This window comes from Paraburkholderia sp. GW821-FHT02A12 (assembly GCF_059422005.1).
Window position 1 is genome coordinate 4,231,832 of the sequence record NZ_JBWKWA010000001.1, and the last position, 16,703, is coordinate 4,248,534.

At 59.5% G+C, this 16,703-nt stretch carries 29 protein-coding genes; 2 read left to right on the forward strand and 27 right to left on the reverse strand.

Annotated elements, in window-relative coordinates; all coding sequences use genetic code 11:
- The first annotated feature begins 198 nt into the window (after nt 1-198).
- Nucleotides 199-852, forward strand: a complete 654-nt coding sequence (gene yihA, locus AC07WT_RS19495) for a ribosome biogenesis GTP-binding protein YihA/YsxC (protein ID WP_494948162.1) — start codon at nt 199-201, stop codon at nt 850-852.
- A gap of 271 nt (nt 853-1,123) precedes the next feature.
- Entirely contained in the window at nt 1,124-2,122 is a 999-nt protein-coding gene (gene hemB / locus AC07WT_RS19500; RefSeq protein WP_492592155.1) for a porphobilinogen synthase, read from the forward strand.
- A gap of 125 nt (nt 2,123-2,247) precedes the next feature.
- On the opposite strand, the gene AC07WT_RS19505 is transcribed toward hemB, so the two are convergent.
- The 27 genes from AC07WT_RS19505 to rpsS form a co-directional block, all read right to left on the reverse strand.
- Nucleotides 2,248-2,484, reverse strand: coding sequence for a PDZ domain-containing protein (locus tag AC07WT_RS19505; RefSeq protein ID WP_494948163.1), 237 nt, complete (start codon nt 2,482-2,484; stop codon nt 2,248-2,250).
- 93 nt (nt 2,485-2,577) lie between these two features.
- The gene (gene dsbD, locus AC07WT_RS19510) at nt 2,578-4,452 is read right to left on the reverse strand and encodes a protein-disulfide reductase DsbD (protein ID WP_494948164.1); all 1,875 of its coding nucleotides are present in this window, start codon (nt 4,450-4,452) and stop codon (nt 2,578-2,580) included.
- Complete coding sequence (gene cutA / locus AC07WT_RS19515; protein ID WP_494948165.1) at nt 4,445-4,777, reverse strand: divalent-cation tolerance protein CutA; 333 nt, start codon at nt 4,775-4,777, stop codon at nt 4,445-4,447. The genes dsbD and cutA overlap by 8 nt, the downstream gene beginning before the upstream one ends.
- A 188-nt stretch (nt 4,778-4,965) precedes the next feature.
- Nucleotides 4,966-5,358 carry a 50S ribosomal protein L17 gene (gene rplQ / locus AC07WT_RS19520; protein ID WP_008923330.1) on the reverse strand — a complete coding sequence of 131 codons (393 nt, stop codon included), beginning with the start codon at nt 5,356-5,358 and terminating at the stop codon, nt 4,966-4,968.
- A gap of 160 nt (nt 5,359-5,518) precedes the next feature.
- Nucleotides 5,519-6,496: a DNA-directed RNA polymerase subunit alpha gene (locus tag AC07WT_RS19525; RefSeq protein ID WP_028199575.1), complete on the reverse strand. Its 978-nt coding sequence runs from the start codon at nt 6,494-6,496 to the stop codon at nt 5,519-5,521.
- A gap of 123 nt (nt 6,497-6,619) precedes the next feature.
- Nucleotides 6,620-7,243, reverse strand: coding sequence for a 30S ribosomal protein S4 (rpsD, locus tag AC07WT_RS19530; RefSeq protein ID WP_492592151.1), 624 nt, complete (start codon nt 7,241-7,243; stop codon nt 6,620-6,622).
- Between the two features lie 159 nt (nt 7,244-7,402).
- Nucleotides 7,403-7,807, reverse strand: a complete 405-nt coding sequence (rpsK, locus tag AC07WT_RS19535; protein ID WP_006052224.1) for a 30S ribosomal protein S11 — start codon at nt 7,805-7,807, stop codon at nt 7,403-7,405.
- A 28-nt stretch (nt 7,808-7,835) separates the two neighbouring features.
- Nucleotides 7,836-8,201, reverse strand: coding sequence for a 30S ribosomal protein S13 (gene rpsM / locus AC07WT_RS19540; RefSeq protein ID WP_012434566.1), 366 nt, complete (start codon nt 8,199-8,201; stop codon nt 7,836-7,838).
- A gap of 41 nt (nt 8,202-8,242) precedes the next feature.
- Entirely contained in the window at nt 8,243-8,359 is a 117-nt protein-coding gene (gene rpmJ, locus AC07WT_RS19545; protein ID WP_004199844.1) for a 50S ribosomal protein L36, read from the reverse strand.
- Between the two features lie 20 nt (nt 8,360-8,379).
- Nucleotides 8,380-8,598, reverse strand: coding sequence for a translation initiation factor IF-1 (gene infA / locus AC07WT_RS19550; protein WP_004521905.1), 219 nt, complete (start codon nt 8,596-8,598; stop codon nt 8,380-8,382).
- Nucleotides 8,599-8,606: 8 nt separating this feature from the next.
- Nucleotides 8,607-9,953, reverse strand: coding sequence for a preprotein translocase subunit SecY (secY, locus tag AC07WT_RS19555; RefSeq protein WP_013340732.1), 1,347 nt, complete (start codon nt 9,951-9,953; stop codon nt 8,607-8,609).
- A 46-nt stretch (nt 9,954-9,999) separates the two neighbouring features.
- Entirely contained in the window at nt 10,000-10,434 is a 435-nt protein-coding gene (gene rplO / locus AC07WT_RS19560) for a 50S ribosomal protein L15 (RefSeq protein ID WP_011490050.1), read from the reverse strand.
- Between the two features lie 29 nt (nt 10,435-10,463).
- On the reverse strand, nt 10,464-10,646 hold the full coding sequence (gene rpmD, locus AC07WT_RS19565; RefSeq protein WP_007180126.1) for a 50S ribosomal protein L30: 183 nt from the start codon (nt 10,644-10,646) through the stop codon (nt 10,464-10,466).
- An 11-nt stretch (nt 10,647-10,657) separates the two neighbouring features.
- Nucleotides 10,658-11,176 (reverse strand): 30S ribosomal protein S5, encoded by a 519-nt coding sequence (gene rpsE / locus AC07WT_RS19570; RefSeq protein WP_006052219.1) that lies wholly within the window; start codon nt 11,174-11,176, stop codon nt 10,658-10,660.
- A gap of 14 nt (nt 11,177-11,190) precedes the next feature.
- A complete protein-coding gene (rplR, locus tag AC07WT_RS19575; protein WP_006052218.1) occupies nt 11,191-11,556 on the reverse strand; it encodes a 50S ribosomal protein L18 in 366 nt (121 codons plus the stop codon).
- A 12-nt stretch (nt 11,557-11,568) separates the two neighbouring features.
- Nucleotides 11,569-12,099, reverse strand: coding sequence for a 50S ribosomal protein L6 (rplF, locus tag AC07WT_RS19580; RefSeq protein WP_492592150.1), 531 nt, complete (start codon nt 12,097-12,099; stop codon nt 11,569-11,571).
- A gap of 18 nt (nt 12,100-12,117) precedes the next feature.
- On the reverse strand, nt 12,118-12,513 hold the full coding sequence (gene rpsH / locus AC07WT_RS19585; RefSeq protein ID WP_006052216.1) for a 30S ribosomal protein S8: 396 nt from the start codon (nt 12,511-12,513) through the stop codon (nt 12,118-12,120).
- A gap of 14 nt (nt 12,514-12,527) precedes the next feature.
- Entirely contained in the window at nt 12,528-12,833 is a 306-nt protein-coding gene (gene rpsN / locus AC07WT_RS19590; protein WP_410838283.1) for a 30S ribosomal protein S14, read from the reverse strand.
- A gap of 7 nt (nt 12,834-12,840) precedes the next feature.
- Complete coding sequence (gene rplE, locus AC07WT_RS19595; protein ID WP_006052214.1) at nt 12,841-13,380, reverse strand: 50S ribosomal protein L5; 540 nt, start codon at nt 13,378-13,380, stop codon at nt 12,841-12,843.
- Nucleotides 13,381-13,397: 17 nt separating this feature from the next.
- The gene (rplX, locus tag AC07WT_RS19600; RefSeq protein ID WP_115781222.1) at nt 13,398-13,706 is read right to left on the reverse strand and encodes a 50S ribosomal protein L24; all 309 of its coding nucleotides are present in this window, start codon (nt 13,704-13,706) and stop codon (nt 13,398-13,400) included.
- Between the two features lie 9 nt (nt 13,707-13,715).
- Entirely contained in the window at nt 13,716-14,084 is a 369-nt protein-coding gene (rplN, locus tag AC07WT_RS19605) for a 50S ribosomal protein L14 (RefSeq protein WP_031361573.1), read from the reverse strand.
- A gap of 290 nt (nt 14,085-14,374) precedes the next feature.
- Nucleotides 14,375-14,647, reverse strand: a complete 273-nt coding sequence (gene rpsQ, locus AC07WT_RS19610; RefSeq protein ID WP_007180129.1) for a 30S ribosomal protein S17 — start codon at nt 14,645-14,647, stop codon at nt 14,375-14,377.
- Nucleotides 14,644-14,838 (reverse strand): 50S ribosomal protein L29, encoded by a 195-nt coding sequence (gene rpmC / locus AC07WT_RS19615; RefSeq protein ID WP_007180130.1) that lies wholly within the window; start codon nt 14,836-14,838, stop codon nt 14,644-14,646. The genes rpsQ and rpmC overlap by 4 nt, the downstream gene beginning before the upstream one ends.
- A 10-nt stretch (nt 14,839-14,848) precedes the next feature.
- Nucleotides 14,849-15,265, reverse strand: a complete 417-nt coding sequence (rplP, locus tag AC07WT_RS19620) for a 50S ribosomal protein L16 (protein ID WP_007180131.1) — start codon at nt 15,263-15,265, stop codon at nt 14,849-14,851.
- A 2-nt stretch (nt 15,266-15,267) separates the two neighbouring features.
- The gene (rpsC, locus tag AC07WT_RS19625) at nt 15,268-16,074 is read right to left on the reverse strand and encodes a 30S ribosomal protein S3 (RefSeq protein ID WP_020070582.1); all 807 of its coding nucleotides are present in this window, start codon (nt 16,072-16,074) and stop codon (nt 15,268-15,270) included.
- An 11-nt stretch (nt 16,075-16,085) separates the two neighbouring features.
- The gene (gene rplV / locus AC07WT_RS19630; RefSeq protein WP_197070230.1) at nt 16,086-16,418 is read right to left on the reverse strand and encodes a 50S ribosomal protein L22; all 333 of its coding nucleotides are present in this window, start codon (nt 16,416-16,418) and stop codon (nt 16,086-16,088) included.
- Nucleotides 16,419-16,425: 7 nt separating this feature from the next.
- A complete protein-coding gene (gene rpsS / locus AC07WT_RS19635; RefSeq protein ID WP_004199273.1) occupies nt 16,426-16,701 on the reverse strand; it encodes a 30S ribosomal protein S19 in 276 nt (91 codons plus the stop codon).
- Nucleotides 16,702-16,703: the final 2 nt, after the last annotated feature.

The window sequence follows — 16,703 nt, forward strand, 5'->3', positions numbered from 1 at the left end:
TTGTGGGATTTTAGAGGTTTTGCAAAATACGACGGCGACCGAGTGACCGCAGAAAGCCGCCAAGGCACGCTGGCTGGCCCCCTCAGGTTTTCAGTAAACCATCGTATTGTACAATAACTCGCTAATCGCTAAGACGCCAGTCGGGCTTGACCCGTCCCCACTCCGGGTTCCCCGGCGTCTCGAATCCTGGCCTCACTCATGTCCTTCCTGCTCCACCAAGCCCGCTTTTTCACGACCGTCAATCACCTGCGTGATCTGCCGGCCACCGCGCAACCCGAGATCGCCTTTGCCGGGCGCTCGAATGCGGGCAAGTCCACGGCCATCAATATTCTGTGCAATCAGAAGCGGCTCGCGTTCGCCAGTAAGACGCCAGGGCGCACGCAGCACATCAATTACTTCTCGGTTGGCAAGGCTGACGAGCCGACTGCGCATCTGGTGGACTTGCCGGGCTACGGCTATGCGGAAGTGCCGGGCGCGGCCAAGGCGCACTGGGAAGCGCTGCTCTCCACCTACTTGCAATCGCGCTCGCAACTGCGCGGCATGATCCTGATGATGGACTCGCGCCGGCCGCTCACCGATCTGGATCGCCGGATGATCGAGTGGTTCGCGCCGACCGGCAAGCCGATCCACACGCTGCTGACCAAGTGCGACAAATTGACGCGCCAGGAAAGCGTGAACGCGCTGCGCGCGACGCAGAAAGGTTTGGCCGAATATCGCACCGCAGGCTATCAGGGCGACCTGACCGCCCAGCTGTTCTCGGCGCTCAAGCGTGTCGGGCTCGACGAAGCGCACGAACTGATCGAAAGCTGGCTGATCCCCGACGCGAAGGGCGAAGCGGACGCTGCGCAGTAAGCACGGCGGCGCCGCGCAAACGGCGTGGCAACGGACTGAAAGCCAGGCGAAAACGCCGTTTCGGCCGCCCATAAAAAAACCCGCCGCTTTAACGGCGGGTCAAACAGCCTAATCGAAAAACGACAGGCACCCGCTCAGGGAGGAGAAGCGGGGAGGTCAGCGCAAGGCGCCTTGCTCGATCGGTATGATATACCATTGTCTCGAAAAGTTTCCGGGAGCGGAGGCAGGCGTTATTTGTCCACTCCACGACATCCACGATCTTCGATTCGATATGAGCTTCTACCCGCACTACCGTCCGCGCCGCATGCGCCGTGACGACTTCTCGCGCCGCCTGATGCGAGAAAACATCCTCACCACCAACGACCTCATCTACCCCGTGTTCATCGTCGAAGGCACCAACGTGCGGCAAGCCGTACCGTCGATGCCGGGCGTCGAGCGCGTGTCGGTCGATCTGCTGATGGGCGTGGCCGAGCAATGCGTCGAACTGGGCGTGCCCGTGCTGTCGCTGTTTCCGGCAATCGAGCCGTCGCTGAAAACGCCTGACGGCCGCGAAGCGACCAACGCCGCGGGTCTGATTCCGCGCGCCGTTCGCGAACTGAAACAGCATTTCCCGGACTTGGGCGTGCTGACCGACGTCGCACTCGATCCGTACACGAGCCACGGCCAGGACGGCGTGCTCGACGAAGCCGGCTACGTGATCAACGACGAAACCGTCGAAATTCTGGTCGAACAGGCCCAGGCGCAGGCTGAAGCGGGCGTCGACATCGTCGCGCCGTCGGACATGATGGACGGCCGCATCGGCGCGATCCGCGAGATGCTCGAGAGCGAGGGACATATCCACACGCGGATCATGGCTTATTCCGCCAAGTTCGCGTCGGCGTTTTACGGCCCGTTCCGCGATGCCGTCGGTTCCGCGACGAATCTCGGCAAGGGCAACAAGATGACCTACCAGATGGACCCGGCCAACTCGAATGAAGCGCTGCGCGAAGTGCAGTTGGACATCGAAGAAGGCGCGGACATGGTGATGGTCAAGCCGGGCATGCCGTATCTGGACATCGTGCGTCGCGTGAAGGACGAGTTCAAGTTCCCGACCTACGTGTACCAGGTGAGCGGCGAGTACGCGATGCTGAAGGCGGCGGCGCAGAACGGCTGGCTCGATCACGACAAGGCGATGATGGAATCGCTGCTGGCGTTCAAGCGGGCGGGAGCGGACGGCGTGCTGACGTATTTCGCATTGGACGCCGCGCGGATTTTGCGGTCGCAGAAGTAATCCGGCGCGCCGCCTTTCGGGGCGGCTTTAGTCCGAAAAAAGACGGAGGCAGACCTTTGAGTCGCGCCTCCGTTTTTTTATGCGGACCTTGTCGCGAGCCATGCCTCGTCGCGGCTTGGGGTTCGCTAGTCGCCTTCAACCACGATCGCATTCCGCTGGACATTCACCTGCAGCTGCTGTGTTTCGCGCTCGATTCGCAGCTTTACTGTCGTCTCCGGCTGGCCCCGGATCGGCCCGGTGATCTGGTCCAGCGACATCGTTGCGGTGGACTGGCCGCCGATCGTCAGGATCCGGTCGCCGGGTTTCAAACCGGCGAGTTGTGCCGGCGCATCGGGAATCACTGCGGGAATCACGGCGCGCACGACCGCGCCCGCGTCGTCCAGCGGCCTGGCGACACAGATGCTTTTCTTTTGTGCCGGCGCCGCGGCCTTGCCGGCGGCGAGCCGCTCCTTCGGCTACGCGCCGGGCGTATTTGCGCGCTCGAGGCTGCGCAAAAACTTGTCCGCGGACTCATATCCGACGACGCGCAGCACTTCTTTGCCGCCATGATCGAAGAAGATGATGCCGGGCGGCCCGAACAGACTGAAACGCTTGAGCAGCGTTTGATCGTCCGTATTGTTGGCGGTGACGTCGGCGCGCAGCAGGTTCATCTGCTTCAGCCTTGCCTGGACGCGTGGGTCGCTGAAGGTGAATTTCTCCATCTCCTTGCAGCTCACGCACCAGTCCGCGTAGAAATCGAGCATGGCGGGCTGTGCAGCCGTTTTGACGGCCTCGTCGAGTTCGGTCGAGGAACGAACCCGGGCGAACGCGAGATCGCCCGGTGGTGGCGTATTCGGCGTATTGGCGGCGTTGGCTACACTCGCGTCCCCGCCGCGGGCCGCCAACACGGCAAGCGGACGCAGCGGATCGGACGATCCCGCGGCGAGCCCCACCAGCAGCACAGCGGCCCAGATTGCCAGCGCCGCGCCAATGCCCCGGCCGAGCCGACGCCACACGGAAGCGCCCTCGGCAAGCGATGAAAACAAGCCGAGCGCCGCAGCGGCGACCAGCAACCACAGCGCGCTCAGTAGCATCGTCGCGGTGGCGCCAAGCACGGGCCACACTATCCACAGCGCCGCCGCAAGCAGCACGACGCCGAAAAACACCTTCACGCCGTCCATCCACGCGCCCGCACGCGGCAGCAAGGTGCCCGCGCCAAGGCCGATGATCAGGAGCGGCACGCCGAGCCCTAGCCCCATCGAGAACAGCGCGGCGCCACCAAGCAGCGCATCGCCGGTGTGCGCGATGAATGCCAGAACTGCGAAGAGCGGCGCCGTCATGCAGGCCCCGACCACCAGCGCGGACAGCGCGCCCATCATGGCCACCGCGGCGAATTTGCCGCCCGAGCGCCCTGTCGATGCGCGAGACGCACTGTCCTGCCAGCGCTGCGGCAACGCGATATCGAAACCTGCAATCAGGGTCAGTGCGAAAATCGTCAGCAATACGCCGAACGCGCCGAGCACCCACGGGTTTTGCAACCAGGCGCCGAGACTCTGCCCGACGAGCGCCGCCGCTATTCCGAGCGCCGTATAGACCAACGCCATGCCGATCACATACGCCAGCGACAACGCAAACCCGCGAGCACGCGTGACCCGCGCACCTTCACCGATGATGATCGCCGACAGGATCGGAATCATCGGATACGAGCACGGCAGCAAACTGAGCACGGCGCCGGCCACAAAATAGAGCCCGATGATCGCGAAAAAGCCGCCGCCTTGCAGCAGCGACTGCGCGTAGTCGGCGTTGGTGGCGCGCTCATACCACGGCGTGTCGGCAGTTGCGGATTGCTGGGTCGCGGCGGCCGCCGCGCCGACGCTGCCCGCCGGCTGCAAGGCCGCGCCGCTCACGTGGTAGACGCGCTCCATCGGCGGATAGCAGATGCCCGCGTCCGCACATCCCTGCGACGTCACCGCCAGATCGAACGGCCCAGTTGCCTGTTTGACAGGGATGCGGATAGTCAACTCATTTCGATATGTCTCGACGTTCTTGTTGAAGGTCTGGTCGAACTTCACGTGTCCAGCCGGCAATTGCGGCTCGCCGATCGTCGTCGTGCCGTTGCGGGTCACGAACGCAAAACGCTCGCGGTACATGTAATAGCCGTCCGCGATCCTGTAGGTCACGTCGACTTCGCCCGGTTTCTCAGTCGCGCTGAATTTGAAGGCTATCGCGGGATCCAGGAAGTCGTCCGCGGCGCGGGCAAGCGTGCCGAACTGGGCGAGAATCACGCAGCCGAGCAGGAAAAAGACGGTGCGCAACGCATTGCGCGCGCGTCGGTCGAGACCGTTAAACATGTAGAGGACGTTGAGTTTCCGTAGTAATCCACTGGCCATAGGCAGCCGATGCTGACGCTTGCCATGAAAGGATTTCCGGCGTGTCGTAGGGATGGTGCGCCTGAATGTACCGCTCCAGCTCCAGCGCGCGTGCCGCGCTCGTCTTGAAGAGCAGTTGGATCTCCGGCGCCGATTCGATCCGGCCCTGCCAGTGATAGCTTGAGTGCACCGCGCCTAACTGCGTGACGCAGGCGCATAGCCGCTCCGTCAGCGCATCTGCCGCGAGCTTCTGAGCGGCGGCGGCATCCGGCAGCGTTGTCAGAATCAAGGTCACATTCGCGCTCACAAGCGGCTCCGGCCATGCACGGTTCAGGTGCCGTTATCGTATCACCTAGTCTTGTGGTACCGCAGACGCGCCCGCCGCCCGCTTGCGGCATTTAGCCACCGTGATGGATGGGCCGCCGTCGCGACATCCGCCGCCGCAAAACAAAAAAGCCAGGCTTGACGCCTGGCTTTTTTTCAATACTAAAAAGCTTATTCAGCTTCTTGCACTTCGGTTTCTTCGACTTCCGGACGGTCGAGCAATTCGACCAGTGCCATCGGTGCGTTGTCGCCAACGCGGAAACCGAACTTCAGGACGCGCAGGTAGCCGCCCGGACGGGTCGCGTAACGCGGACCCAGCACTTCGAACAGCTTCGTGACGGAATCGCGATCGCGCAGGCGGTTGAACGCCAGACGGCGATTTGCCAGCGACGGCTTCTTGCCGAGCGTGATCAGCGGCTCGACGACTTTACGGAGTTCTTTCGCCTTCGGCAGCGTGGTCTTGATGACTTCGTGCTCGATCAACGAGTTGGACATGTTACGGAGCATTGCCAGACGGTGGCTGCTCGTGCGGTTCAGTTTCCGCAGACCATGACGGTGACGCATGTTAATTCCTTCGATTCAAAGTTTTGGTCCAGCTCTTCTATCGCGCTCGGCTCACCGTTAGGTGGCGAGGGCACGGGCCGGTAGTGAAAAAAGACAAGACGCGGATTTTAAAGGAAAATCCGCGTCTTTGCCAGTGCAGCGGCGGGCCTGGATCCCGGGATTACTTGTCGAGACCAGCCGGCGGCCAGTTTTCGAGCTTCATGCCGAGCGTCAAACCACGCGACGCCAGTACTTCCTTGATTTCGTTCAACGATTTGCGGCCCAGATTCGGGGTCTTGAGCAGCTCGTTTTCCGTGCGCTGGATCAGGTCGCCGATGTAGTAAATGTTCTCGGCCTTCAGGCAGTTCGCCGAACGAACCGTCAGTTCGAGATCATCGACCGGACGCAGCAGGATCGGATCGATCTGCGGCGCACGCGACGGCGCTTCCGCCGTTGCTTCGGTGCCTTCCAGTGCAGCAAACACCGACAGTTGATCGACCAGAATGCGCGCCGATTGACGGATCGCTTCTTCCGGCGAAATCACACCGTTGGTCTCGATGTTCATCACGAGCTTGTCGAGGTCGGTACGCTGTTCGACACGCGCGCTTTCAACGGCGTAGCTCACGCGGCGAACCGGCGAGAACGACGCGTCCAGCACGATACGGCCAATGATCTTGGCCGACTCTTCGCCGTAACGACGTACATTGCCCGGCACATAGCCGCGGCCCTTTTCGACCTTGATCTGCACGTCGAGCTTGCCGCCCTTCGACAGATGCGCAATCACGTGATCCGGGTTGATCACTTCGCAATCGTGCGCGAGTTCGATGTCGCCAGCGGTGACAACGCCTTCGCCTTCCTTGCGCAGCGTAACCGTCACTTCGTCACGGTTATGCAGCTTGAACACCACGCCCTTCAGGTTCAACAACAGGTTGACCACATCCTCTTGCACACCGTCGAGCGTCGAATATTCATGTACGACGCCTGCGATCGTCACTTCGGTCGGCGCGTAGCCCACCATCGACGACAGCAGCACGCGCCGGAGCGCGTTACCCAAGGTGTGGCCGTAACCGCGTTCAAACGGTTCCATGACCACTTTCGCGTGGCTCTCGCCAAGCGATTCAACTGCGATGATCTTGGGCTTCAACAAACTGGTTTGCATAGGTTTTCCTTTTCAATACCCTCGGCTCGTTACACCGATAAGGCTGACCGGTAACAACCTGAAAATAAACAGCCGAGACGCCCCCTTGCGCAACGCAATCGGGTGCCCCGGCCGTTAATCCGATTACCGCGAATACAATTCGACGATCAGGCTTTCGTTGATATCGCCAGCGATGTCGCTGCGTTCCGGCTTTTGCTTGAACGTGCCTTCGAACTTCTTCGAATCGACAGCGACCCAGCTCGGCACACCGCCTTGCTCAGCCAGCGACAGCGCTTCGAGAATACGCGCTTGCTTCTTCGACTGTTCGCGCACTGCGACGACGTCGCCCGCCTTCACTTGCATCGACGGAATGTTCGATACGACGCCGTTCACCATGATCGCCTTGTGGCCAACCAGCTGACGCGCTTCAGCGCGCGTCGAGCCGAAGCCCATGCGATACACGACGTTATCCAGACGCGATTCGAGCAATTGCAGCAGGTTTTCACCCGTGTTGCCCTTCAGGCGGTCGGCTTCAGCGAAGTAACGGCGGAATTGACGCTCGAGGACACCGTAGATGCGCTTCACTTTTTGCTTTTCGCGCAACTGCGTGCCATAGTCGGACGTACGTGCGCCCGAGGTGCGGCCGTGTTGGCCGGGCTTGCTGTCAAGCTTGCACTTGTCAGCGAGCGAACGACGGGCGCTCTTCAGGAAGAGGTCAGTGCCTTCACGGCGGGAAAGCTTGGCCTTAGGGCCGATATAACGTGCCACGTTGATTCCTTCTATGATTAATCACACGGATGCTCGCATCCGCGCTAGTCCGAACCCCTTTGGGTCGAACGGTGGACTTAGTCAATTCAATAGCGCAAGCAGCCTGTCGTCGCCGGGTCTCAAACTCCGGCGGCAACAGGCGCTAGACAAACCAGCGTCTTAGATACGACGACGCTTCGGCGGACGGCAGCCGTTGTGCGGGACCGGGGTCACGTCGGAGATCGCGGTGATCTTGATACCAAGACCATGCAGCGCGCGCACCGCGGACTCACGGCCAGGACCGGGGCCCTTGATCCGCACTTCGAGGTTCTTCACGCCGTATTCCATCGCCACGCGGCCAGCCGATTCGGCTGCCACCTGAGCTGCAAACGGCGTCGACTTACGCGAGCCCTTGAAGCCCTGACCACCCGACGTTGCCCAAGCAAGTGCATTGCCTTGACGATCGGTGATCGTGATGATGGTGTTGTTGAACGACGCGTGAACGTGAACCACGCCCTCGGCGACGTTCTTCTTGACCTTCTTGCGAACGCGTTGCGCCGCGGAGTTGTTCGAAGCCTTAGCCATTACGTTTTCCTGTAACTGTCAGTTCCGCTTACTTCTTCAGCGATTGCGCTGCACGACGCGGACCCTTGCGCGTACGGGCATTCGTACGCGTACGTTGGCCGCGCAGGGGCAAGCCCTTACGATGCCGCACGCCACGGTAGCAGCCGAGATCCATCAGGCGCTTGATGTTCATCGTCGTTTCACGGCGCAGATCGCCTTCAACGATGAACTTGCCGACTTCTTCACGCAGCTTTTCGAGGTCTGCGTCGTTCAGGTCCTTGACCTTCTTCGAAAATGCCACACCAGCAGCGACGCAGATGTCGCGCGAGCGCGTGCGGCCGACACCGTAAATAGCCGTCAGGCCGATTTCGGTATGCTGGTGATTCGGGATGTTAACCCCTGCGATACGAGCCATTGTTTTTCCTCAAACAAAAAGCGCAGCAAAAAGCGCGGCGTTCAGCCTTGACGCTGTTTGTGGCGCGGATCAGAGCTGCAAATCACGCGCACAACGCCTTTGCGCTTGATGATCTTGCAATTGCGGCAAATGCGCTTAACCGATGCCATCACTTTCATGATATTACCCTTTTTTCAAATCACTTCGCCCGGAACACGATCCGCGCACGCGACAGATCGTAAGGCGTCAATTCAACCGTCACCTTGTCGCCCGGCAAGATTCGGATGTAGTGCATCCGCATCTTCCCGGATATGTGTCCCAATACGACATGGCCGTTTTCCAGCTTCACCCTGAAGGTAGCGTTAGGCAGGTTTTCGATGACTTCACCCTGCATCTGGATAACATCGTCTTTGGCCATAAGTCCTTTCAACGCATCGGGACGCCGCCGCCTTTGAAGTTAGCTTTCTTCAGCAGCGATTCATACTGTTGCGACATAACGTACGACTGCACCTGCGCCATGAAATCCATTGTGACGACGACAATGATCAGCAGCGACGTTCCACCAAAATAAAACGGCACGTTCCAGCGCAGCACCAGAAACTCGGGCAGCAGACAAACGAACACGATGTAGATCGCACCGGCCAGCGTCAAGCGCGTGAGGATGCGGTCGATATATCGCGCCGTTTGATCGCCCGGGCGGATGCCTGGGACGAAAGCGCCACTCTTTTTCAGGTTGTCGGCCGTTTCTCTGCTGTTGAACACCAGTGCGGTGTAGAAAAAACAGAAGAAAACGATCGCCAACGCGTACAGCAACACGTACACGGGTTGACCGGGCTTAAGGGCTTCGGCCACGTTGTGCAACGTGTCTGCGAACCAGCTGGTACGCGACCCCGAACTAAACCAGTTCAGGATGGTTGCCGGGAAGAGAATGATCGACGATGCAAAGATCGGCGGAATCACGCCCGACATGTTCAGCTTCAGCGGCAGATGCGAAGACTGACCGCCGTAAATCTTGTTACCGACTTGCCGCTTGGCGTAGTTCACAAGAATCTTGCGCTGGCCGCGTTCGATGAACACCACCAGATACGTCACTGCAGCAATCAGCGCGACCACGATAATCGCCGAGATGATGCTCATCGAGCCGGTTCGCACCAGTTCGAAAAGACCACCGATTGCGTTCGGGAAGCCGGCCGCAATACCGCCGAAAATGATGATCGAGATACCGTTGCCAAGCCCACGCTCCGTGATCTGCTCACCCAGCCACATCAGGAACATCGTGCCGGTCACCAGCGTCACGACCGTCGTCAACCGAAACACCATCCCCGGATCGATCACCAGAGCCGGCTGGTTTTCCAATGCGACGGCGATGCCGAACGCCTGGAACGTCGCCAGCAGGACCGTAAAGATACGCGTGTACTGCGTAATCTTCCGTTGACCCGCCTGCCCTTCCTTTTTCAGCGCTTCCAGTTGCGGCGAGACAATCGCCAGCAACTGCATGATGATCGACGCCGAAATGTACGGCATGATCCCCAGCGCAAAAATCGTGAACCGCGAAAGTGCGCCACCCGAGAACATGTTGAACATGCCAAGGATGCCGCCCGACTGGCTTTGGAACAGCTTTGCCAGCTGGTCCGGGTCGATACCCGGCACCGGAATGTGCGCGCCGATACGGTAGACGATCAGCGCCAGCAGCAGGAACACTGCCCGCCGACGCAGATCGCCAAACTTCGCCGCGCTGCGACCGGGTTTTGCGAGACTCGGGCTGTTAGCCAAGTACCTTCTCCGATGCAAATGCTAGTGACGGCAAATAACTTGCGCGTTACTCGGCAAAAGAGCCGCCGGCTGCTTCGATAGCAGCGCGCGCACCCTTCGTCGCACCCAGACCCTTCACAACGACCTTGCGCTTCAGCTCGCCCGTCGCGATGATCTTGGCGCTCTTGATCAGCTCGCCGACCAGGCCGGCTTGCTTCAGAGCCAGCAGATCGATTTCGTCGACCGGCAGCTTTTCCAGATCCGAGAGACGCACTTCACCGACGAATTCCTTCGTCAGCGAGGTGAAGCCACGCTTCGGCAGGCGACGTTGCAGCGGCATTTGACCGCCTTCGAAGCCAACCTTGTGAAAGCCGCCCGAACGCGACTTCTGACCCTTGTGACCACGGCCAGCGGTCTTGCCGAGGCCGGAGCCGATGCCGCGACCAACGCGACGCTTTGCGTGCTTCGCGCCTTCAGCCGGCTTCAGGTTATTCAATTCCATTATCAACTCCTTGAGTCCTGGTCAGCCGCTTAGCTGATGACCTTAACGAGGTACGAAACCTTGTTGATCATGCCGCGCACAGCCGGCGTGTCCTGCAACTCGCTAACCGAGTTGAGTCGGCGCAGGCCCAGGCCACGCACCGTTGCACGATGCGTTTCGCGGGTGCCGATCAGGCTCTTGACGAGCTGGACCTTGACAGTTTTATCAGACATGGTGTCCACCTTTAGCCCAGAATATCTTCGACGGACTTGCCACGCTTCGCCGCGATGTCACCCGGCGTGGACTGCTTGCGCAGACCGTCGAGCGTTGCACGAACGAGGTTGTATGGGTTCGTCGAACCGTGGCTCTTGGCCACAACGTTCTGCACGCCCATCACGTCGAACACTGCGCGCATCGGGCCGCCAGCGATCACACCGGTACCGTCCTTCGCCGGAGCGAGGAGGACCATCGATGCGCCGTGCTTACCGTGCACTTCGTGTTGCAGGGTACCGTTCTTCAGCGGCACCTTGAACATGTTGCGGCGGGCTTGTTCCATCGCCTTCTGAACAGCGACCGGCACTTCCTTCGCCTTGCCCTTGCCCATACCGACGCGGCCATCACCGTCGCCAACCACGGTCAGTGCGGCGAAGCCGAGAATACGGCCACCCTTCACGACCTTGGTCACGCGGTTGACCGAAATCATCTTTTCACGAAGGCCGTCGTCGCGTTCGTCAGCCTGAACTTTCGCTTGCATCTTTGCCATGACGAATTCTTCCCTTAGAACTTGAGTCCGGCTTCGCGCGCCGCATCAGCCAGCGCTTTCACGCGGCCGTGGTAACGGAAACCCGAACGGTCGAAGGCGACGGATTCGATGCCGGCAGCCTTAGCCTTTTCTGCAATGCGCTTACCGATCAGGGTCGCAGCAGCGACGTTGCCGCCCTTGCCCGTCTGATCAGCCAGTTGCGCACGCACTTCGGCCTCGAGCGTCGACGCGCTGGCGAGCACCTTGGTGCCGCACGGCGAGAACACTTGCGCATAGATGTGCGTGTTCGTGCGATGCACGGCGAGACGCGCGACCTGCAGCTCAGCGATCTTGATACGCGTCTGACGAGCGCGGCGCAGGCGAGATTGAGTCTTATCCATGATTGCGCACCCTTACTTCTTCTTCGTTTCTTTGAGGATCACGACCTCGTTGGCGTAGCGCACACCCTTGCCCTTGTAGGGCTCCGGTGGGCGATAGCCGCGCACTTCTGCAGCGACCTGGCCAACTTTCTGCTTGTCGATCCCCTTGATCACGATTTCGGTTTGCGACGGGGTTTCAGCCTTCACGCCTTCCGGCATCTGGTGCACCACGGGGTGCGAGAAACCCAGCGACAGATTCAGCTTGTCGCCTTGCGCCTGTGCGCGGTAACCGACGCCAACCAGCGTCAGCTTGCGCTCGAAACCCTTCGTCACGCCGTTCACCATGTTCGCAACCAGTGCGCGCATCGTGCCCGACATCGCATTCGCTTCGCGGCTTTCGTCAACCGGCTCGACTTTCAGCGTGCCGTTGTCGTTCACCACTTTCACGAGGCGGTTTGCCGCCTGCGTAATCGTACCCAGCGGGCCCTTGACGGTAATGCGATCGTCGCTCAGGGCCACTTCTGCGCCTTGCAGCGCGATCGGGCTTTTACCTACTCGAGACATGTTTCTCTCCTTTCGGCCTTAAGCGACGTAGCAGATGACTTCGCCGCCAACGCCCGTTGCGCGCGCCTTGCGGTCCGTCATCACGCCCTTCGGCGTCGACACGATTGCCACGCCGAGGCCATTCATGACCACGGGGATGTCGTTACGGCCGCGGTACACACGCAGACCAGGCTTCGAAACGCGTTCAATGCGTTCGATGACCGGACGGCCAGCGTAGTACTTCAACACGATGTTCAATTCTGACTTCGCACCTTCGGACTTCACTGCGAAATCATCGATATAGCCTTCGTCCTTCAGGACCTGCGCAATCGCAACCTTGACTTTCGACGAGGGCATTGTCACCGAAACCTTCTCGACCATCTGCGCGTTGCGGATGCGAGTCAGCATATCGGCGATAGGATCACTCATGCTCATTTACGTTTCTCCTATTACCAGCTCGCCTTGGTCAGGCCAGGGATCTCGCCGCGGAACGCGATTTCGCGAATCTTGTTACGCGCCAGCCCGAATTTACGGAACGTGCCACGCGGGCGACCAGTAATTGCGCAACGATTGCGCTTACGGGTCGGATTAGAGTTGCGCGGCAGTTGTTGCAGTTCCAGACGTGCTGCGTAGTGCTCTTCGTCCGTCTTGCTCATATCGCCAATGATCGCCTTCAACTCAGCACGCTTGGGAGCGTACTTAGCGGCCAGGCGAGCACGCTTCTTTTCACGTTCGATCAGTGCCAGTTTAGCCACGGTAACCTCAGTTTCTGAACGGGAACTTGAAGCTGGCGAGCAGAGCCTTTGCTTCGTCGTCGGTCTTCGCAGTCGTCGTGATGCTGATGTTCAGCCCACGCAGTGCGTCGATCTTGTCGTAGTCGATTTCGGGGAAAATGATCTGCTCTTTCACACCGATGTTGTAGTTGCCGCGACCATCGAACGCACGCCCCGACACGCCACGGAAGTCACGCACACGCGGGAGCGCGACCGTCACGAAACGGTCCAGAAATTCGTACATTGCCTGACCACGCAACGTGACCATTGCACCGATCGGATAGCCCTGACGGATCTTGAAGCCAGCGATTGCCTTGCGTGCCTTCGTGATCACCGGCTTCTGGCCTGCGATCTTCGTCAGGTCGCCAACGGCGTTTTCGATGATCTTCTTGTCAGCAACCGCTTCGCCAAGGCCCATGTTCAGGGTGATCTTGGTGATGCGCGGCACTTCCATCACGGACTTGTAACCGAACTTCTCGATGAGGCCGGGTACAACCTTTTCTTTGTAAAACTCTTGCAAACGAGCCATTTTTTTACTCCGCAGCGTCAGGCGCTCAGCACGGCACCGGTCGTCTTAAGGAAACGGACTTTCTTGTCTCCTTCGACCTTGATGCCTACACGCGACGCCTTGCCATTCGCGTCGACCAATGCGACGTTCGAAATTTGCAGCGGCATCGTCTTGGCTTCCACACCGCCCGTCGTACCCTTCATCGGGTTCGGCTTGACATGCTTCTTGACGAGGTTGATACCCTCGACAATCACTTTGCCTTCGCCAACGGACAGCACGACGCCGCGCTTGCCTTTATCTTTGCCGGTGATGACGATAACTTCGTCACCTTTGCGAATCTTGTTCATCGCGACTCCTTACAGCACTTCCGGTGCCAACGAAACGATCTTCATGAATCGTTCGCTACGCAACTCGCGCGTGACAGGCCCGAAAATACGGGTGCCAATAGGTTCGAGCTTGGCATTCAACAACACAGCGGCGTTGCCATCGAACTTGATCAGCGAGCCGTCCTGACGGCGCACGCCCTTAGCGGTACGAACCACCACGGCGTTATAAATTTCGCCTTTCTTCACGCGCCCGCGCGGCGTTGCTTCTTTGACGGTCACCTTGATGATGTCGCCAATGCTGGCATAACGACGCTTCGAGCCGCCGAGCACTTTGATGCACAGGACTTCACGCGCACCCGTGTTGTCGGCCACTTCAAGCCGAGTTTCGGTCTGGATCATGGTTTATCTTTCCCAACTTAATCCGGTCACACCACCATGGCGTACCCGGTCAGTCTTGGTCCCGTCAGCCAATCGGCTGCTTGGGTTAGAACAGCAGCGACGGCAAACGAAACCCGCCATCGCAATCCGGTGAATCCTTCGGAACAGACTGGCGCCTGAACCGCTTCCCCCACCAACTTCGCCCGCGACGGGGCTCCCATAAAAGAGGGAAGACCGAGATTATAACAAATAATCCCGGTCTTGCAAGCGAAACTTACTGCGATTTCAATTACTTCTACAACTTTGCGGCGTCAGATGACGCGAGCAGCCTCGACCAGGCGAGCCACAACCCAAGCTTTCGTCTTCGAAATCGGACGCGTTTCCTGGATTTCAACGAGGTCGCCCTCGTTGTACGTGTTCGCATCGTCGTGCGCGTGGTACTTCTTCGAGCGCACAACATACTTGCCGTAGATCGGGTGCTTCACGCGGTGCTCGACCAGCACGGTGACCGTCTTGTCCATCTTGTTGCTGACGACCTTGCCGACCAGCGTCCGCTTGAGCGAGGTTTTTACGCTATCGTTCATTTCTGGTTCGCCTTCTCAGTCAGGACGGTCCGCACACGTGCGATGTCGCGACGGACCTTCTTCAGCTGGCTCGTGTTCGTGAGCTGCTGGGTCGCGAGTTGCATGCGCAGGCCGAATTGCGCCTTCAACAGGTCCGACAGCTCCTTGTTGAGCGCGGCCTGATCTTTCTGGTGAAGTTCGGAAGCCTTCATCATTTGCTCCTTAGGCGCCGAGCTGACGCACGATAAACGTCGTCTTCAGCGGCAGCTTAGCTGCAGCCAGACGGAACGCTTCGCGTGCCAGCTCTTCGGTTACGCCGTCCATTTCGTACAGCATCTTGCCCGGTTGAATCTCTGCGACGTAGTACTCAGGGTTACCCTTACCGTTACCCATCCGTACTTCTGCCGGCTTGTGCGAGATCGGCTTGTCCGGGAAGATGCGGATCCAGATGCGGCCACCACGCTTGATGTGACGCGTCATTGCACGACGTGCCGCTTCAATCTGGCGCGCGGTCAAGCGACCACGACCGATAGCCTTCAGGCCGAACTCACCGAACGACACCGCGTTGCCGCGGGTAGCGATACCGGTGTTACGACCCTTCTGCTCTTTGCGATACTTTCTGCGTTTCGGTTGCAGCATCGTTATTCTCCAGTCTTCCCGTCGCCGCCGGCACCGCCAGCACGACGAGGAGCGCCACGGCGTGCACCTGCCGGGCCACCACCTTCACCATCGCGACGTGGACGGCGATCGCCACCCGGACGTGCGTTACGGCGCGGACGCTTTTCTTCGGCGACTTCTTCAACCACCGGTGCGTCGTTGCGGCCGAGCGTGTCGCCCTTGTAGACCCACACCTTCACGCCGATGATGCCGTACGTCGTCTTCGCTTCCGAAGTTGCGTAGTCGATATCAGCACGCAGCGTATGAAGGGGCACGCGACCTTCGCGATACCATTCCGTACGAGCGATTTCGATACCGTTCAGGCGGCCTGCGCTCATGATCTTGATGCCTTGAGCACCCAGACGCATTGCGTTTTGCATCGCACGCTTCATCGCGCGGCGGAACATAATCCGGCGCTCGAGTTGTTGCGTGATCGAATCCGCGATCAGTTGCGCATCGGTTTCCGGCTTACGGATTTCTTCGATGTTGACGTGGACCGGAACGCCCATGCGGCGTTGCAGTTCCGACTTCAGCAGCTCGATATCCTCGCCCTTCTTACCGATGACGACACCCGGACGCGAGCTATAAATCGTGATGCGCGCGTTTTTCGCCGGACGCTCGATAACGACGCGGCCAACCGAAGCGTTTTTCAGCTTCTTCTTCAGGTATTCACGAACACCGATGTCTTCCTGCAACATCGCCGCGAAATTGTTGTTGTTCGCGTACCAACGCGACGCCCAATTGCGGCTGACGGCCAAACGGAAGCCAGTCGGATGAATTTTCTGTCCCATCGTATGACCCCTTAATTCCCGACCGTCACAGTGATGTGACAGGATTGCTTCTCGATGCGGTTACCACGGCCTTTAGCGCGCGCGGTAAAACGCTTGAGCGATGCAGCCTTGTCGACCATGATGCTCGTTACCTTGAGCTCGTCGATATCGGCGCCTTCGTTATGCTCCGCATTCGCGATCGCCGACAGCACGACCTTTTTCACGATTCCCGCAGCCTTCTTCGGCGAGAACGTCAGAACGTTCAGCGCCTTGTCGACCGGCAAACCGCGGATCTGGTCAGCCACAAGGCGCGTTTTCTGCGCCGAGATGCGGGCACCGCGATGAATTGCTTTCACTTCCATCATGAGCCCCTTATTTCTTAGCCTTCTTGTCGGCTGCGTGACCCTTGAACGTCCGGGTCAATGCAAACTCGCCAAGCTTGTGGCCGACCATGTTTTCCGAGATGTACACCGGGACGTGTTGACGGCCGTTGTGCACAGCAATCGTCAGACCGATGAAATCCGGCAGAATCGTCGAACGACGCGACCAGGTTTTGATCGGCTTCTTATCCCGCGAAGCTGCTGCCGCCTCAACTTTCTTCAGCAAATGGGCGTCGCAGAACGGACCTTTTTTTACAGAACGTGCCATTG

What these genes read in the sequence shown, in the direction of transcription:
- yihA (WP_494948162.1), top strand. Translation starts at nt 199, where the DNA reads ATGTCCTTCCTGCTCCACCAAGCCCGCTTTTTCACGACCGTCAATCAC.
- hemB (WP_492592155.1), top strand. Translation starts at nt 1,124, where the DNA reads ATGAGCTTCTACCCGCACTACCGTCCGCGCCGCATGCGCCGTGACGAC.
- dsbD (WP_494948164.1), bottom strand. Translation starts at nt 4,452, where the DNA reads ATGTTTAACGGTCTCGACCGACGCGCGCGCAATGCGTTGCGCACCGTC.
- rplQ (WP_008923330.1), bottom strand. Translation starts at nt 5,358, where the DNA reads ATGCGTCACCGTCATGGTCTGCGGAAACTGAACCGCACGAGCAGCCAC.
- AC07WT_RS19525 (WP_028199575.1), bottom strand. Translation starts at nt 6,496, where the DNA reads ATGCAAACCAGTTTGTTGAAGCCCAAGATCATCGCAGTTGAATCGCTT.
- rpsK (WP_006052224.1), bottom strand. Translation starts at nt 7,807, where the DNA reads ATGGCTAAGGCTTCGAACAACTCCGCGGCGCAACGCGTTCGCAAGAAG.
- rpsM (WP_012434566.1), bottom strand. Translation starts at nt 8,201, where the DNA reads ATGGCTCGTATCGCAGGGGTTAACATCCCGAATCACCAGCATACCGAA.
- rpmJ (WP_004199844.1), bottom strand. Translation starts at nt 8,359, where the DNA reads ATGAAAGTGATGGCATCGGTTAAGCGCATTTGCCGCAATTGCAAGATC.
- infA (WP_004521905.1), bottom strand. Translation starts at nt 8,598, where the DNA reads ATGGCCAAAGACGATGTTATCCAGATGCAGGGTGAAGTCATCGAAAAC.
- rplO (WP_011490050.1), bottom strand. Translation starts at nt 10,434, where the DNA reads ATGGAATTGAATAACCTGAAGCCGGCTGAAGGCGCGAAGCACGCAAAG.
- rpmD (WP_007180126.1), bottom strand. Translation starts at nt 10,646, where the DNA reads ATGTCTGATAAAACTGTCAAGGTCCAGCTCGTCAAGAGCCTGATCGGC.
- rpsE (WP_006052219.1), bottom strand. Translation starts at nt 11,176, where the DNA reads ATGGCAAAGATGCAAGCGAAAGTTCAGGCTGACGAACGCGACGACGGC.
- rplR (WP_006052218.1), bottom strand. Translation starts at nt 11,556, where the DNA reads ATGGATAAGACTCAATCTCGCCTGCGCCGCGCTCGTCAGACGCGTATC.
- rplF (WP_492592150.1), bottom strand. Translation starts at nt 12,099, where the DNA reads ATGTCTCGAGTAGGTAAAAGCCCGATCGCGCTGCAAGGCGCAGAAGTG.
- rpsH (WP_006052216.1), bottom strand. Translation starts at nt 12,513, where the DNA reads ATGAGCATGAGTGATCCTATCGCCGATATGCTGACTCGCATCCGCAAC.
- rplE (WP_006052214.1), bottom strand. Translation starts at nt 13,380, where the DNA reads ATGGCTCGTTTGCAAGAGTTTTACAAAGAAAAGGTTGTACCCGGCCTC.
- rplX (WP_115781222.1), bottom strand. Translation starts at nt 13,706, where the DNA reads ATGAACAAGATTCGCAAAGGTGACGAAGTTATCGTCATCACCGGCAAA.
- rplN (WP_031361573.1), bottom strand. Translation starts at nt 14,084, where the DNA reads ATGATCCAGACCGAAACTCGGCTTGAAGTGGCCGACAACACGGGTGCG.
- rpsQ (WP_007180129.1), bottom strand. Translation starts at nt 14,647, where the DNA reads ATGAACGATAGCGTAAAAACCTCGCTCAAGCGGACGCTGGTCGGCAAG.
- rpmC (WP_007180130.1), bottom strand. Translation starts at nt 14,838, where the DNA reads ATGAAGGCTTCCGAACTTCACCAGAAAGATCAGGCCGCGCTCAACAAG.
- rplP (WP_007180131.1), bottom strand. Translation starts at nt 15,265, where the DNA reads ATGCTGCAACCGAAACGCAGAAAGTATCGCAAAGAGCAGAAGGGTCGT.
- rpsC (WP_020070582.1), bottom strand. Translation starts at nt 16,074, where the DNA reads ATGGGACAGAAAATTCATCCGACTGGCTTCCGTTTGGCCGTCAGCCGC.
- rplV (WP_197070230.1), bottom strand. Translation starts at nt 16,418, where the DNA reads ATGATGGAAGTGAAAGCAATTCATCGCGGTGCCCGCATCTCGGCGCAG.
- rpsS (WP_004199273.1), bottom strand. Translation starts at nt 16,701, where the DNA reads ATGGCACGTTCTGTAAAAAAAGGTCCGTTCTGCGACGCCCATTTGCTG.